This window comes from Pseudomonas sp. SDO5532_S415, assembly GCF_054071155.1.
The window spans coordinates 22,646-36,739 of sequence record NZ_JBSVWS010000038.1 but is presented as its reverse complement, the minus strand read 5'-3'; the positions used below and the strand labels follow the sequence as shown (position 1 = coordinate 36,739).

Here is a 14,094-nt window from a genome sequence, read left to right as displayed (position 1 = left end):
ATGCATTTCAACTGTGGGAGCGAGCCTGCTCGCGAAGAGGCCATCACTGTCACCGCACATTCAGAGAGAAAAACCATGCCCGGATTCACAAAAATACTGATCGCCAACCGCGGTGAAATCGCCTGTCGCATCCAGCGCACCGCCCAGGCTCTGGGCTATCGCACCGTCGCCGTGTTCAGCGATGCCGATGCCGACGCGCTGCACGTGCAAATGGCCGACGAAGCCGTGCACATCGGCCCGGCCCCGGTGCAACAGTCTTACCTGAACATTCCGGCGATCATCGACGCGGCCCGCCGTACAGGCGCTGACGCGATCCATCCGGGTTACGGTTTCCTCTCGGAAAACGCCGGGTTCGCCCGCGCCTGCCAACACGCCGGCATCACCTTCATCGGCCCCAGCCCCGAAGCCATCGAACTGATGGGCAGCAAACGCCTGTCGAAAATCGCCATGATCAACGCCGGCGTACCCTGCATCCAGGGTTATCAGGGCGCCGAACAGGATGACGCGACCTTGAGCCGCGAAGCCGAGCGCATCGGCTATCCACTGATGATCAAGGCCAGTGCCGGTGGTGGCGGGCGCGGCATGCGCCTGGTGCACGATGCCGGTGATTTTCTGGAGCAGGTTCGCACCGCCCGCTCCGAAGCCCTGCATGGGTTCGGCAGTGACGAACTGATCCTCGAACAGGCGTTGATCGAGCCACGGCACGTCGAAGTCCAGCTGTTCGGCGACCGGCACGGCAACCTGATCTACCTCGGCGAGCGCGATTGTTCGATCCAGCGCCGCCATCAGAAAGTCATCGAAGAAGCGCCCTGCCCGGTCATGACCGCCTCCTTGCGTCAGGCCATGGGCGAAGCGGCGCTCAAGGCCGGTCGTGCGGTGAACTACGTCGGCGCGGGCACCGTGGAATTCCTGCTGGATGCGCGCGGACAGTTTTACTTTCTGGAGATGAACACCCGTCTGCAAGTGGAGCACCCGGTCACCGAACTGATCACCGGCCTGGACCTGGTGGCCTGGCAACTGAACGTCGCCGAAGGCCAACCGCTGCCGCTGCGTCAGGAGCAGGTACAACTCAACGGCCATGCCATGGAGGTGAGGCTTTATGCCGAGGACCCGGCCCAGGGGTTTGTCCCGCAAACCGGGCACATCACGGCCTGGGAACCGGCGTTGCGCGATGGCGTCCGGGTCGATGATGGTCTGATCGAAGGTGGACACATCAGCCCCTTTTACGATCCGATGCTGGGCAAGATCATCGCCCATGGCGCCACCCGCGAAGAAGCCCGACGCAAGCTGCTGCGGGCCGTGCAGGACAGCGTGCTGCTGGGCATGCAGAGCAACCAGCGCTTGCTCGCCAGCCTGTTGCAGCACCCGCAATTCATCAGCGGCCAATTCAGTACCGGATTCATTACGCAGCATTTCGCCGACCATCCGTGCCTGCACCCTCATGTACCCGCCGCAGAAGAGCTGGCGATTGCCGCCGTCCTGCTCTACCAGGCCTCTGCCGGTGCGCACCGCGGGCCGCTGGCAGGTTGGCGCAACAACGCCAGTGTGCCGCTGCACTATCGCCTGGGTCTGGAAGACCAGGAGTGGTCGGTGGCGTTGAACGCCGTGCCAGGCCAGGCGTACAGCGTTCAAGTCGCCAGCCGCAGCCTTGAACTGAAGATCATCGAGTGCGACGCACGCCGGGCCACCCTGGAGATCGACGGCATCCGTCAACGCCATACCTACCACCTGCAGGCCGGGCAAATCTGCCTGTTTACCCGTCCGGGCAGCCTGTGCTTGACGGATCGGACCCAGGCTTTGGTTAGCAGCCAGGTCAGTGCCAGCACCGGCACCCTCAAGGCACCTATGGACGGCGCAATCGTCGATGTGCTGGTCAGCGAGGGCAGCCCGGTGAGCAAGGGCCAACTGCTGGTGGTACTTGAAGCCATGAAAATGGAGCATCCGCTCAAATCGGGCATCGACGGCGTGCTCAAGCGTTTGCAGGTCCGGGTCGGTGATCAGGTCAAGAATCGTCAGATTTTATTGGAGGTCGAATAAGCCGCTAGGCGGAACTGCCGGGTTTGGCTACGCTCAAAGCCTATCAGGACGCGGATACCAGGAACCCTGCGATGCCTCAATGGCTGGTCATTGATCTGGAGGCCACCACCGACGAGGGTGGTTGGCCAGTAACGGAAATGGAAATCATCGAAATCGGCGCCACCCTGGTGGACCGCAAAGGGCGCGAAGTGGATCACTTCCAGTGCTTTGTGCGGCCATTGCGACGGCCGCTGTTGACGCCGTTTTGCCGGCAGCTGACGCACATCACCCAGGCGGACGTTGATACGGCGCAAACACTGGGCGAGATCTGGCCCTCATTCGAACAATGGCTCGGAATACATCAAGCGCCACTGGAAAGTTGGGTCAGTTGGGGCGATTACGATCGCCAGCAGCTGATTCAGGAATGGCAGCGCCTGCAACTCGACAGTGTCCTGAGCCGCACACCGCACATCAACCTCAAGCAACGTTTTGCCAAGGCCCGTCGCCTGGAGCGCCCGCTGGGACTCAATGGCGCGCTGCAACTGGCCGGCCTGCAATTTACCGGGCAGCAACACCGGGCACTGGAGGATGCGCGCAATACCGCGCGCCTGCTACCGCAGATTCTCCCCCCTCTGGAGAGGTGACGACACCGGCCCCCTTGTGCATACTGGCCGGCCCTTTTTAGCCCTTTTCGAGGAATCGCCCATGTTTAAAGTCAACGAGTACTTCGACGGCACCGTCAAGTCGATCGCCTTTGGCACCGCTGAAGGTCCGGCGACCATCGGCGTCATGGCTCCGGGCGAATATGAATTCGGCACCAGCCAGCGTGAAATCATGCACGTGGTGTCCGGCGCCCTGACCGTCAAGCTGCCGGACAGCAGCGACTGGGAAACCTTCGCCGCCGGCAGCCAGTTCAATGTACCTGCCAACAGCAAGTTCCAGCTGAAAGTGGCCGTCGACACCGCTTACCTGTGCGAATACCGCGGCTAAAACCCTGGGTTTTCACAGAAAAAAAATGCCCGTGTCTTTGGACACGGGCATTTTCTATTCAGTCTCTTTATTCCAGGATCGTCACTGGCATACCGACTTCAAGCCGGCCATTGCTGTCATTGACCAGATTCTGGCCGAACATCGCGCCATCGGCCTCGGCACGGTACTTCTGCAAGGTGGCCAAGGGTTCGCGATCTTCGCTGCGTACGCCGGTTTGCGGGTCGATAGTGGTCAGGATGCAGCGCGAACACGACTTGACCACCCGAAACTCGACATCGCCGATGCGAATGCGCTTCCAGCCATCCTCGGCATAAGCATCGCTGCCTTCGATCACCAGGTTCGGTCGAAAGCGCAGCATTTCCAGCGGTCGACCGACCCGTTGCGACAGATTCTCCAGCGAGGCCTGGCCGATCAGCAACAGGGGGAAGCCATCGGCGAACGCCACCTGATCATCGTCCTTGCCGTAGCCAGCCTGGGTAGTCCGCGCCCGATCCAGTGGCACTTGCACCAGGCGCGTCGGCTTGCCGATGAACTCACTGACCCAGGCACCCGCTGCATCGCCGGCATCCGGCACGCGCAAGGTGTCGCGCCAGATGGTCACGCCGCGCAGTTCGGCGTCGCTGCCGGGCAACGCGATATCGATTGGTGAGAGACCGGGTGCATCAAGGGTCAAGCCACCCTCGGCATTCCACAACGCCGACAGCTGGCTCATCTGCGCCACCGCCCGCTGGGTCAGGAAGCGTCCGCTGGCCTCGTCCACCAGCATCCAGCGTCGATCCCCGTCCAGCCCCAGCTTGTCGAGACCGACCTGCTGCAAGGCCTCACCCTTGCCGGATTTCAACGGATAACGATAAAGCGCGCTCAGACGCAGCATGGCCAGCTCCCTGGTGGGTAAAAAACGCCACCCTATACGAGCTTGATCGCTGAATCAAAGTGCAGACACCACAAACCCACAGACTTGCTTTGGCTTTGGCTTTGGCTTTGGCTTTGGCTTTGGCTTTGGCTTTTGATCTTGATCTTGATCCACCCGCCCCTTCGGCAGGCTGAGCGCAGGCGTTCATCCGGGGATGGGCGCGCAGCGCCGTTCGACGCAGTCGAACCCATTGCATGTAGGTGCAGCGAAGCCAACCGGAGGGCAATACCCCCGGATGAATGCCGGAGCGAAGGAACCCCGAGCCTTGGCGAGGGGCCGGACGCCGGGGCGAGACCTTTGGTTCCTTTGGGCTGGGCCGGCACTCCGGCGTTTGCCAAAGGGACTCGCCGTAAGGGCGAAACCGCCAGCAGCCGTTACCGAAGAAACGGATATGTACACCATCCAAAACTCCAGTCGCCTGAAACAAAGCCTTCGCGAGCAGGCTCGCTCCCAAGGGATTGGGTACATCCGCCAGAGTCAGATTGGCTGTCAAGCCGCCTTCGCGAGCAAGCCCGCTCCCACAGGGGACCGCTTACATCCGCCAAAATCAGGTCGGCTGTCAGGCCCGCTCCCACAAAAGCTGTGTCGTGATCAGGCAGGCACTTCGTCCAGCATCAAGCGCTGGCGCACCACGTCGACCAGTTTGTCCGGCTGGAACTTGGAGAGGAAGTTGTCGCAGCCCACCTTCTTGACCATCGAATCGTTGAAACTGCCGGACAAGGACGTGTGCAGCACCACATACAAGCTACGCAGACGCGGGTCGTTGCGGATTTCCGTGGTCAGGCGATAGCCATCCATCTCCGGCATTTCCGCGTCGGTGAACACCATCAACAGCTTGTCGGTCATGTTGACGCCCGTGTCGGCCCAAGCCTTGAGCATGTTCAATGCCTTCAGACCATCACTGGCAATGTGCATTTTCACCCCCAACTGACCCAGGGTGTCACGCAACTGCGCCAAAGCCACATTGGAGTCATCCACCAACAGCACTTCACGACCGCGGGCACGCTCGAGCACCGGGTCGTTGAGTTTGTCGCGGGACACCTTGGCGTTGTAAGGAACGATTTCAGCCAGCACTTTTTCCACGTCGATGATTTCCACCAACTGGTCGTCGACCTTGCTGATGGCAGTCAAGTAGTGCTGGCGACCGGCACTGGTCGGCGGCGGCAGAATCGCTTCCCAGTTCATGTTGACGATCCGGTCCACACCACCGACCAGGAACGCCTGCACGGAACGGTTGTACTCGGTGACGATGATCGTACTGTTCGGACCCGGCACCAGCGGACGCATGCCGATCGCCTGGGACAGGTCAATCACCGGCAGGGTCTGGCCACGCAGGTTGACCACGCCGCAAACGAACGGGTGGCGCTGCGGCATCAGGGTCAATTTCGGCAGTTGCAGCACTTCCTGCACTTTGAACACGTTGATTGCGAACAATTGCCGCCCGGCGAGCCGGAACATGAGAATTTCCAGGCGATTCTCACCCACCAGTTGCGTACGTTGGTCTACCGTATCGAGAATGCCAGCCATCAATGACTCCTGGGCTTGTACTGATGAATTCACTAATAGAGGGTTATCGGCTGTTTTTGCCAGACCTTGACCCCTTGCAAAATGCCTCGCTCAAACATTGATGTCACATTAACATCATGCTTTACTGGCGTTGTGATTTCATCTGCTACATTCTCTTCGGCGCGACCATTGTTTTCGCAAGAGGTTCCGCTGCATAAGGGATTCCCCTAGCAACAATCAGGCACAACCTGATATTCGCGATATCCAATAGCCATTAATGTGACGCCATTCTCATTGCATGAATGGAGTCAGGCTTTTGTGTGCGATCGCAGGTCAGTGGCCATCCACCCTCTCAAGTAGTTCCCCAGCCTTGTTTCAAGCCGGGCGGAACGCGATCTCACGACGAAACGTTTACGTCGGGACGCCCATCGTCCTCGTCGACACACACGACATCCCCTCATTAGTCATGACGTTGTGGAGATAAGCATGTCGAACAATCGCAAAGAGTGGGCAAAGCGGGTCCCGGAATTTCTCGTCGAAGCCGAATCACTTCTGGCCAAGACCGAAGAGTGCCTGAGTCATCTGCAATTGATCAGCAATGACAAGGACGCCATCGACTGCATGCTCAGCACCCTCCTCAAGTTGGCGAGCAAAGCGGATGCCCTCGCACTGGCGGCCGTTTCGGAGTTTTCGCTGCACATTCATGGCTTGCTCAACCACGCGCAGAATCACATGGAACTGCATGACGAAGCCCTGAGTGCGCTGAAAGACTGCCTGACACTGATCGCCTGGCAACTTGAATTGATCGACCAGAACACAGGCCAACTCAGTCTCGATGAAACCGAGCAGGCGACCCTGATCGAAGCGTTTGCCTTTCAGGTCGGCCAGAGTCATTTTCAACCCCCGGTCAATTCCAAACCGTTCTCGCTTGTTCCCTACCTGGAACGGCAGGCCTAGATTCACGGAATCATGCCGCGCACCCTATTTTATTGCCAGATTCAGCAATAAACTTGAAGGTGCTCATGTCGCAATTGAATGCAGCATATCCACTAACGACAACTTCAAATAATCAAACTATTTCCTCAGGCAATTGACTGCCTGAGTTACCTGGGGTTTTGCCTGGTACTAAACGACAAAAACCCTTGGACATTCGACCCTTCTCCGACAATGACAACCACACTTCTCCCACTGTGGAACTCACGCCGGAATGCCTTGCATCCTGACTCCCTGGACATATATCGCATACGCGACCAACGGTATCTTAAGTGGTATTATGCCGCCCATTAGTTGACGTCAATTAATGGCAAGATGATTGCCGCGGCTACAGCCCGAACAAGTTTCAGGCTGGATTTCTTATACAGAAACTATGCGCCGCCGAAGTCGATGTACAACATTACAAAACAGAGACCTGTCAACCAGCATGACCGGTCTGCCCGCAGCGAACATCCATTGGCTCCATCCGCTATGTACGCCAGCCTCAAGTCAATCGCCACGTGGCCACCTTCCCGAGAAAACGCACGTCGGTTCACGCTTTTGTTGTGTGCCGGCTCCACACTCGGCAGCCTGCTGACCTATTGCTTTTCCATTCCCCTGCCGCTCGGCCTGCTGCTGCTCAACATTGCGGCCCTGAGCTGTGTCTGGGTGCAATATCGCCTGTCGCGTAAATCGATCAAGTTTCAACCACAGGAACTGGCCGATCGCTTGCTCGAGGTCCAGGAAAACGAACGCCATCGGCTCAGTCGGGAACTGCATGACGACATCGGCCAGTTGCTGACCGCCGCCAAACTTCAAAGCGACTGGCTCAAACGTCGAATGCCGGAAGAACTTCAGGCGCAATGTTCTGTACTGTGCGACACCCTGGAAGAAACCCTCGCCAAAGTCCGCGACGTATCGGCCATCCTCAATCCCAGGCAGTTGACCAGCCTCGGACTGGAAGCCAGCCTGCGCGCACATCTGCTCAAGACGCTGGCCAATACCTCCGTGCACTGGAGCCTGGAGTGCCACCAACGTCTGACAGGGATTCCGGAAGAAATGGCCGTGGCGGCCTATCGCATCACCCAGGAAGCGGTCACCAACATACTGCGGCACGCCCAGGCAAAGAATCTGCTGGTCTGCCTGCAACGTTTGCCACAGGGCCTGTCACTATCGATCAGTGACGATGGTCAGGGTTTTGCACCCGCCACAGACCCGGGTCGCGAGGGACAACGCGGCATGGCCGGGATGTCCGAGCGAATCAATCAACTGGGCGGCACACTGACCGTGACCAGCGAACCGGGCAAAGGCACCCAAATTGAAGCTCTCTTCCCCTGGGCGCCTCGCGCGCTCGAACGGGCCAGTACGAATAAGGTTATGCATTGACTTGTAACTTACTTCTGGTGGATGACCACTCGCTGATCAGGGCTGGCGTGCGCGCCCTGGTGCTGGATCTTCCTGGCTACGCAGTGATCGGCGAGGCCAATGACGGCTCGCAGTTGCTCGCCATGGTCGAGCATCTGTCCCCGGATATCGTACTGCTGGATATTTCCATGAAGCAGACCGGTGGCCTTGAAGCCTTGCAGCAACTCAAGCGGGTCCGCCCGCAGAGCAAGGTACTGATCCTGTCGATGCACACCGACCCCGCCCTCATCATGCAGGCGCTGGAATCCGGGGCTCATGGCTATCTGCTCAAGGACACCACGGCGACCGAACTGGCACATGCCCTGGAAGCCTTGCGTAACAACGAGCGCTATCTGAGCCCGGCCATTGCCCATACCGTCATCACTCAGGCGCTGACCCGTAACCAGCCCCCACCCGACCCCGCGGGCTCGCACAACCTGACGGCCCGTCAGCTGGAAATCCTGCGGCTGATTGTTCGCGGAAAGTCCACCCGGGAAATCGCCAACGGCCTGGGCCTGAGCGTCAAGACGGTCGAAACCCATCGTTCGCAGATCATGAAGCGATTGCAAATCTATGATGTGGCCGGCCTGGTGTTGTTTGCCGTGCGCGAGCAGATCATCAGTCTGGACGATTGACAGACTCCGTCGCACTCAACAGCGGCGAACCTTCAGGCAAATGCACAAGCAGTGCCGCCGGCCGAGCCGAGAACCGCAGGCTGTCTCCCTCCAGCGGTTCGCCATCAAGGTTGATATAGAGGCCTTCGGATGCCTTGATCTCGACCCATGGCAAGCGGGCCCGTACGAACATGTTGTCGATGCCAAAGCCATCGGTCAGCAGATTCTTCAAGGTGCCGACCACTTCCTGAGGGGCCGGCAAAATGCTGATATCGAGCAAACCGTCGTCAGCCAGTGCCTGCGGGCATAACACATGGCCGCCACCCGCCTGCCGGCCATTACCGATCCCCAGAGCCAACACATCGCCACTCCAGTGAAAATCCGGCCCCTGCAATTCGCCGTAGGCCGCATGCAACTCGCTGAAGCGTGACAAGCCAGTGAACAGATACGCTGCGCCGCCGAGGACCTTTTTCAACTCCTCGGAGGTATTGGCCGTGACCTGGCTGCCAAAACCGCCCGTGGCCATGTTCAGGAACACTTGTCCGCCCACCTCCCCCAGATCAATGGCGCTCGGCTTCACGTCCAATAAGTCCAGGGCTGGGGCAGGTTCCAGAGGAACACCGGCGGCGCGCGCGAAATCGTTGGCGGTCCCCAGCGGCATCAGCACCAGACTGGCCTGTGTCGAGTGCGCTGCCATGGCTTCGGCAATATCACGCAAAGTGCCGTCACCGCCGCCGGCAATGATCTGCGTGTAGCCTGCCGCCAGCGCCTCATCCACCAGTCGCTGCGCGTCGCCAGCCTCCCATGTCAACCGAACGGCCAGCTCCCAGCCTTGCTCGCGCCGACCTTCGACGGCAGCACGAACCTCTTCGTTGAGCGCCTGCTTGCCATGCAGAATCAACAGCGCCTTGCGTTCGCTCATGTGTTGTCACTCCAAATTTGAATGGCGTATGGGAAATGTTGACCGCGTCATGCCCCCTAAAAGTCGCAAGATTTTGATTTTTTTGCTGTGGAGCAGTCTTGAGCCCTGCACGACGGGATTTTTCTTACAAAACGTGAGGAATCGGCTCAATTGACCGCTGAGTGTGATTGGTCCACTTTGGTGTCCAGATTTTTCAGTCATCAGCAGGACAATCACAGGGATGTGCCATGCAACGCCATGACCTCAGGCGGCCAGTGATTGCGGGCGGATCACCCGCAGAAAAACCGGCCAATCAACAGAAGACTGAATTCAATATCAGCGAAAAACCCAATGGAGAAGTCGATATGGAACCCCGTGTCGTTGAGCTGGAAAAACACCTCAAGTGCATCCGCAGGGATATGGAAGAAGCTCGCAGTGACGTCAGTGCCATCAAACACCGGCTTGCCTATTCCGCAGGCGGCACGATTGTGGTGCTCAGCCTGCTCGGCTGGATCGCCAATAGCCGTTTCGACCAACTCGTGACATTGCTCCTGGCTCATTGAACTGTCCTGCACGCTGAACCCGGTCAGCTCAACCGGGATTGCGTGGCAAGACAGACAACGGTCAGCCCAGCACTTCACTCAGCGGAATGAAATGGACGGTGTCACCGGCAACCAGCGTGCGATTTTCCAGCACTTCAACCAATCCATCGGCCCAGGCGGCACTGCGTAACACACCGGAACTCTGATTTTTGTAAATGATGGCCCGGCCGTTTTCCAGGCGACCGCGCAAATATTCACGTCGATTACCGGCAGTAGGCCAATCAAACCCAGCCGGCACTTGCACCTTCAGCGGCTCGACTTTTTTGACGCCCTGACGACGCAAAAGATAAGGCCTGGCCAACAAGGCAAAGGTCACCAGGGTCGATGCAGGATTGCCGGGCAAGCCAATGACCGGTACACCGCGAAAATGCCCGAATGTCAGCGGCTTTCCTGGTTTGATGGCGAGCTTCCACAGACTCAGCTCCCCCTCTTCACGCAAGGCGATGCCCAGAAAATCTGCCTCACCCACCGATACGCCACCGGTAGAGAGGATCAGATCCACATTCTTCAATTCGCCAAGTCGCGCACGGGTGGTAGCCAGATCATCCGGAAGAATGCCGGCGTCGATCACTTCACAGCCCAAACGCTGCAACCAGCTGCAGAGCAAAACTCGATTGCTGTTATAGATCTGCCCCGGCCCAAGCGCCTGCCCCGGTTCAATCAACTCGTCCCCGGTCGAAAGCACGGCAACACGCACCTTGCGTATCACGTCCAGTTCCGCGCAACCGAGCGAGGCAGCCAGACCTTGCTCGATCGGCCCCAACCGCGTACCGGCCGGCAAAACCAGCTCGCCGACCGTGGTTTCCTGGCCTAGTGGGCGGATGTTTTGTCCGAGGGTCAGGGTTTGGGTGAAACGCACTCGCTCATCCGCCTGGACTTCGGCGTTTTCCTGCATCTCGACACAATCGGCGCCGGCGGGAACAGGCGCCCCAGTGAAGATGCGTGCACAGGTGCCCGGCTTCAAGGCGTCAGGTGCCTGACCGGCAAAGATCTTCTGGCTGACGACCAAGGGCTCTCCGGTCCAATCGGCCATGCGCAGGGCGTAACCGTCCATGGCACTGTTGGGCCACGGCGGAAGATCCAGCGTCGACAGCAGATCATCGGCCAGTACACGCCCCTGGACCTGCGCCAACGCCAAGCGCTCACGCTCGACAATTCTTGTGGCGTCCGCCATTTCCAGCAGACGGGCCAGTGCCACCTCGACCGGCATCAGGCTGCCGGTCTTGCCCGGCTTACCCACGGGATTCACAGGGAGCCGCCTGTTTCAGATGAGTCACGAAATTGCAGGGGCGATGCCGCGAATCCAGCTGCTCGCCAAGAATGCCGTCCCAACCGGTGCGTACGGCATTGGTCGAACCCGGCAAACAGCAGACCAGCGTGCCATTGGCCAATCCCGCCAGGGCGCGTGATTGCACGGTCGATGTGCCTATGTCCGCCACCGAAATCTGCCGGAACAGCTCACCAAATCCATCGACTTGTTTGTCGAGCAGGCAACTCACCGCTTCCGGCGTGCTATCGCGCCCGGTGAAACCGGTGCCGCCGGTGATCAACACCACCTGCACGACATCGTCGGCAATCCAGTTGGCAACTTGCGCGCGAATTTTGTAGAGGTCATCTTTGAGCAATACCCGGCAAGCCAGGTTATGGCCGGCAGCCGTCAAGCGGTCGACGAAGACCTGGCCTGAGGTATCGGTTTCCAGGGTACGGGTGTCGCTGACTGTCAGCACCGCGATGTTGAGGGGTGCGAAAGGTACATCAGCCTTGGCTTTCATAGGCTCGTCCAGTTGTAGGAGAAACAGCCCGGTGTTATATCACAGCGCCCCATTTTCTCGCCGCCCCCATGGAGAACTGCCATGACCTCGAAACCGGTTTTGCCGCCCTGTTCCATTCTCCTCCTGGCCGGTGGACGCGGCCAACGTATGGGCGGTCAGGATAAAGGGCTGCTGGAGTGGCATGGCGAGCCGCTGATTGCACATTTGCATCGCAAGACGCGCCCGCTGAGCGATGACCTGATCATCTCCTGCAACCGCAATCCGGAAAAATACGCACGTTATGCCGACCAACTGGTACATGACGACGAAGGCGATTTTCCGGGGCCACTGGCGGGCATTCGAGCGGGCCTTAAAGCAGCTCGTCATACGCATCTGTTGGTCCTGCCTTGCGATGTACCGCGCATCGACGAGGCCCTGCTCGCCAGCATGCGCGAAGCCGCCAGCCGACACCCTGACCAACCGTTGATGCTGCGCCATGACGACCATTGGGAACCGTTGCTGTGCGTGATCCCCGTGGCACTTCGCTGTGAGTTCGAAAGTGCCTGGAGCGACGGTGAGCGCAGTCCCGGGCGACTCATGCGCAAGCTGGGCGCTACTGCGCTACAGTGTCCTGACAACGATCCGCGCCTGGCCAACCTCAACACCCCGGAACTGTTAAGCACGCATAACACTGTGTCAGACTGACAGTACCCGAGGAACTTGCACGTGTCGTACACGTCTGAAGCTCAGCAACCAAAAGAATTCAATTTCGGAGACACACCCATGACTCAACGGACCCTGGCCACTTTCATGCTCGCACTGGGCCTCGCTACCCTCGCCGGTTGCGCATCGCCTACAGTGATCACCTTGAATGACGGTCGCGAAATCCAGGCCGTCGACACGCCAAACTATGACAAGGATTCGGGCTTCTACGAATTCGAGCAACTGGATGGCAAACAGACCCGCATCAACAAGGATCAGGTTCGCACCGTTAAAGAGTTGTAATCTTCGCGGCGACTACCGGATACAAAAATGCCCCGACTTGTCGGGGCATTTGCATTTCTGACACTGTCACTTATGGGCTCGGCTCTTTTGCAAGCTTGTCCACGCGGGTCAATGCTTGCGTGGCGTCGGTAATACATTTTTTATCGTCGTTCGCAGCGTTGGCCGCTTCCGCGCTGGCCTGCATCCGCTTGACCTCCATGGTGGTGTTCTCAGACGTTGCCGGCAGGGTGGTCACCTTGTCCCTGAGCTCCTGAAGCTTGATCGTGCAAAGGTCGTGTTCCCCTGCAGCAAATACCGGAGAGGCCAGCATTGCAGCGCAAATGAACATTCCAGCGAAAACGGTACGTTTCATGGGTATCTCCTTGCATGGAAGGTCTCGGAACCGCCGAACGATCTGACTGCTGTGCCGAGGTCTTTGAACGCCACGTTCGTGGGGCCTGTTCAAATGACTGCAAACCTGGCCATAAATTCGATTTTTCCCCACCCTGCACTGAATGGGGCGCTACCCCTCTCGATCACCATTGCAGGGTAATCGTGCTCTCGAACTCCCGTTCCTGCCCCGTTACCGGATCGACAAACTTCAGCCCTTGGGCCAACAACTTCAATGGATTGGCGTAGTCATCTTCCACATCCTTGAGTACCCGAGGATAAAAGGGGTCGTTGCAGATGCTCGCGCCCAGCGCGGCCATGTGTACCCGCAACTGATGTTTCTTGCCGGTTACCGGGTAAAGCCCATAACGCCAGAGATCACCATTCTTCTCCCTGACCTCGATAGCCGTTTCGGTATTAGGGGTGCCCGGCCCTTCCTGCATGCGGAAGAAAGGCTCGCCATCGATGAGTCGGCTTTTATGGACCAACGGGAACGAGTGCTCAGGCAACGCATGGGCAATGGCCTCATAGCGCTTTTCGATCTGCCGCGTAGGGAACAGCGATTGATAAGCCGAGCGACTCTGGGGATTGGCTGAAAACAACACCAATCCCGCCGTATGCCGGTCAATGCGATGCAATGGCACCAGGTGCGGATTGTCCAGACGCCGGATCAGCCGTCTCAGCAAGGTCTGTTCAACGTATTCACCCGCCGGTGTCACGGGGAGAAAATGCGGCTTGTCCGCCACCACCAGATGATCGTCCGCGTACAGGATCGACTCGACCACCGGGATCGGCTTTTCGTCCGGCACTTCCCGGAAATAGTGAATACGCAGGCCTTCCTTGTAAGGCAGACCAAGGGCGATCGGCACACCTTGCCCGTCAAGGACCCGGCCCCGGGCGATTCGGTCCAGCCATTGTTCCGGGCCTATGGCGCTGAAGTGCTCGCACAAGCAATCGTAAACGGTCTGCCACGAGCCAGGCGGCAAGTAGAGTGTACTGGCCTGGTTATGTGCAGCGGAAAAAGATGAACTGGACATACGAAAGCTCTAAC

The 14,094-nt window shown here is 58.7% G+C and carries 16 protein-coding genes; 9 read left to right on the top strand and 7 right to left on the bottom strand.

Annotation, left to right across the window (positions count from 1 at the left end; all coding sequences use genetic code 11):
• The first annotated feature begins 75 nt into the window (after nucleotides 1-75).
• The 3 genes from ACW9HW_RS12150 (at nucleotide 76) to ppnP (ending at nucleotide 3,006) form a co-directional block, all read left to right on the top strand.
• Nucleotides 76-2,037: an acetyl/propionyl/methylcrotonyl-CoA carboxylase subunit alpha gene (locus ACW9HW_RS12150; protein WP_095196738.1), complete on the top strand. Its 1,962-nt coding sequence runs from the start codon at nucleotides 76-78 to the stop codon at nucleotides 2,035-2,037.
• A 71-nt stretch (nucleotides 2,038-2,108) separates the two neighbouring features.
• A complete protein-coding gene (locus tag ACW9HW_RS12145; protein WP_457400005.1) occupies nucleotides 2,109-2,660 on the top strand; it encodes an exonuclease domain-containing protein in 552 nt (183 codons plus the stop codon).
• A 61-nt stretch (nucleotides 2,661-2,721) separates the two neighbouring features.
• A complete protein-coding gene (gene ppnP, locus ACW9HW_RS12140; protein ID WP_007940055.1) occupies nucleotides 2,722-3,006 on the top strand; it encodes a pyrimidine/purine nucleoside phosphorylase in 285 nt (94 codons plus the stop codon).
• Nucleotides 3,007-3,073: 67 nt separating this feature from the next.
• Here ppnP and ACW9HW_RS12135 read toward each other — a convergent pair whose 3' ends face one another.
• Entirely contained in the window at nucleotides 3,074-3,880 is an 807-nt protein-coding gene (locus ACW9HW_RS12135; RefSeq protein ID WP_457400003.1) for an MOSC domain-containing protein, read from the bottom strand.
• A gap of 630 nt (nucleotides 3,881-4,510) precedes the next feature.
• The gene (locus tag ACW9HW_RS12130; protein ID WP_095196741.1) at nucleotides 4,511-5,446 is read right to left on the bottom strand and encodes a chemotaxis protein CheV; all 936 of its coding nucleotides are present in this window, start codon (nucleotides 5,444-5,446) and stop codon (nucleotides 4,511-4,513) included.
• 465 nt (nucleotides 5,447-5,911) lie between these two features.
• On the opposite strand from ACW9HW_RS12130, the gene ACW9HW_RS12125 reads away from it, so the two are divergent.
• From ACW9HW_RS12125 to ACW9HW_RS12115, 3 genes are all read left to right on the top strand, one after another.
• Nucleotides 5,912-6,382 carry a hypothetical protein gene (locus ACW9HW_RS12125; RefSeq protein WP_095196742.1) on the top strand — a complete coding sequence of 157 codons (471 nt, stop codon included), beginning with the start codon at nucleotides 5,912-5,914 and terminating at the stop codon, nucleotides 6,380-6,382.
• Between the two features lie 507 nt (nucleotides 6,383-6,889).
• Nucleotides 6,890-7,783 carry a sensor histidine kinase gene (locus tag ACW9HW_RS12120; protein WP_095196743.1) on the top strand — a complete coding sequence of 298 codons (894 nt, stop codon included), beginning with the start codon at nucleotides 6,890-6,892 and terminating at the stop codon, nucleotides 7,781-7,783.
• The gene (locus tag ACW9HW_RS12115; RefSeq protein ID WP_095196744.1) at nucleotides 7,780-8,436 is read left to right on the top strand and encodes a response regulator; all 657 of its coding nucleotides are present in this window, start codon (nucleotides 7,780-7,782) and stop codon (nucleotides 8,434-8,436) included. The genes ACW9HW_RS12120 and ACW9HW_RS12115 overlap by 4 nt, the downstream gene beginning before the upstream one ends.
• On the opposite strand, the gene yegS is transcribed toward ACW9HW_RS12115, so the two are convergent.
• Nucleotides 8,420-9,337, bottom strand: a complete 918-nt coding sequence (yegS, locus tag ACW9HW_RS12110; protein WP_457400002.1) for a lipid kinase YegS — start codon at nucleotides 9,335-9,337, stop codon at nucleotides 8,420-8,422. The genes ACW9HW_RS12115 and yegS overlap by 17 nt on opposite strands.
• 227 nt (nucleotides 9,338-9,564) lie before the next feature.
• Here yegS and ACW9HW_RS12105 point away from each other — a divergent pair, with 227 nt between their 5' ends.
• On the top strand, nucleotides 9,565-9,879 hold the full coding sequence (locus ACW9HW_RS12105) for a hypothetical protein (protein ID WP_170948732.1): 315 nt from the start codon (nucleotides 9,565-9,567) through the stop codon (nucleotides 9,877-9,879).
• Between the two features lie 61 nt (nucleotides 9,880-9,940).
• Here the strand turns inward: ACW9HW_RS12105 and ACW9HW_RS12100 are convergent, their stop codons facing one another.
• Nucleotides 9,941-11,128 (bottom strand): molybdopterin molybdotransferase MoeA, encoded by a 1,188-nt coding sequence (locus tag ACW9HW_RS12100; protein ID WP_457400007.1) that lies wholly within the window; start codon nucleotides 11,126-11,128, stop codon nucleotides 9,941-9,943.
• Between the two features lie 22 nt (nucleotides 11,129-11,150).
• A complete protein-coding gene (gene moaB, locus ACW9HW_RS12095) occupies nucleotides 11,151-11,690 on the bottom strand; it encodes a molybdenum cofactor biosynthesis protein B (protein ID WP_020796825.1) in 540 nt (179 codons plus the stop codon).
• Nucleotides 11,691-11,771: 81 nt separating this feature from the next.
• Between moaB and mobA the strand changes: the two genes are divergently transcribed.
• The gene (gene mobA, locus ACW9HW_RS12090) at nucleotides 11,772-12,374 is read left to right on the top strand and encodes a molybdenum cofactor guanylyltransferase MobA (protein WP_457400001.1); all 603 of its coding nucleotides are present in this window, start codon (nucleotides 11,772-11,774) and stop codon (nucleotides 12,372-12,374) included.
• Nucleotides 12,375-12,452: 78 nt separating this feature from the next.
• Nucleotides 12,453-12,674 (top strand): YgdI/YgdR family lipoprotein, encoded by a 222-nt coding sequence (locus ACW9HW_RS12085; protein WP_008055112.1) that lies wholly within the window; start codon nucleotides 12,453-12,455, stop codon nucleotides 12,672-12,674.
• A 70-nt stretch (nucleotides 12,675-12,744) separates the two neighbouring features.
• On the opposite strand, the gene ACW9HW_RS12080 is transcribed toward ACW9HW_RS12085, so the two are convergent.
• A complete protein-coding gene (locus tag ACW9HW_RS12080) occupies nucleotides 12,745-13,026 on the bottom strand; it encodes a hypothetical protein (protein WP_095196748.1) in 282 nt (93 codons plus the stop codon).
• A 163-nt stretch (nucleotides 13,027-13,189) separates the two neighbouring features.
• Entirely contained in the window at nucleotides 13,190-14,080 is an 891-nt protein-coding gene (locus tag ACW9HW_RS12075) for a pseudouridine synthase (protein ID WP_457399999.1), read from the bottom strand.
• Nucleotides 14,081-14,094 lie beyond the last annotated feature (14 nt).

Excerpts from the sequence above, each read along its gene's own strand:
- ACW9HW_RS12135 (WP_457400003.1), bottom strand. The coding sequence starts at position 3,880 with ATGCTGCGTCTGAGCGCGCTTTATCGTTATCCGTTGAAATCCGGCAAG.
- ACW9HW_RS12100 (WP_457400007.1), bottom strand. The coding sequence starts at position 11,128 with ATGCCGGTCGAGGTGGCACTGGCCCGTCTGCTGGAAATGGCGGACGCC.
- ACW9HW_RS12145 (WP_457400005.1), top strand. The coding sequence starts at position 2,109 with ATGCCTCAATGGCTGGTCATTGATCTGGAGGCCACCACCGACGAGGGT.
- mobA (WP_457400001.1), top strand. The coding sequence starts at position 11,772 with ATGACCTCGAAACCGGTTTTGCCGCCCTGTTCCATTCTCCTCCTGGCC.
- ACW9HW_RS12150 (WP_095196738.1), top strand. The coding sequence starts at position 76 with ATGCCCGGATTCACAAAAATACTGATCGCCAACCGCGGTGAAATCGCC.
- yegS (WP_457400002.1), bottom strand. The coding sequence starts at position 9,337 with ATGAGCGAACGCAAGGCGCTGTTGATTCTGCATGGCAAGCAGGCGCTC.
- ACW9HW_RS12125 (WP_095196742.1), top strand. The coding sequence starts at position 5,912 with ATGTCGAACAATCGCAAAGAGTGGGCAAAGCGGGTCCCGGAATTTCTC.
- ACW9HW_RS12120 (WP_095196743.1), top strand. The coding sequence starts at position 6,890 with ATGTACGCCAGCCTCAAGTCAATCGCCACGTGGCCACCTTCCCGAGAA.
- moaB (WP_020796825.1), bottom strand. The coding sequence starts at position 11,690 with ATGAAAGCCAAGGCTGATGTACCTTTCGCACCCCTCAACATCGCGGTG.
- ppnP (WP_007940055.1), top strand. The coding sequence starts at position 2,722 with ATGTTTAAAGTCAACGAGTACTTCGACGGCACCGTCAAGTCGATCGCC.
- ACW9HW_RS12080 (WP_095196748.1), bottom strand. The coding sequence starts at position 13,026 with ATGAAACGTACCGTTTTCGCTGGAATGTTCATTTGCGCTGCAATGCTG.
- ACW9HW_RS12085 (WP_008055112.1), top strand. The coding sequence starts at position 12,453 with ATGACTCAACGGACCCTGGCCACTTTCATGCTCGCACTGGGCCTCGCT.
- ACW9HW_RS12130 (WP_095196741.1), bottom strand. The coding sequence starts at position 5,446 with ATGGCTGGCATTCTCGATACGGTAGACCAACGTACGCAACTGGTGGGT.
- ACW9HW_RS12075 (WP_457399999.1), bottom strand. The coding sequence starts at position 14,080 with ATGTCCAGTTCATCTTTTTCCGCTGCACATAACCAGGCCAGTACACTC.
- ACW9HW_RS12105 (WP_170948732.1), top strand. The coding sequence starts at position 9,565 with ATGCAACGCCATGACCTCAGGCGGCCAGTGATTGCGGGCGGATCACCC.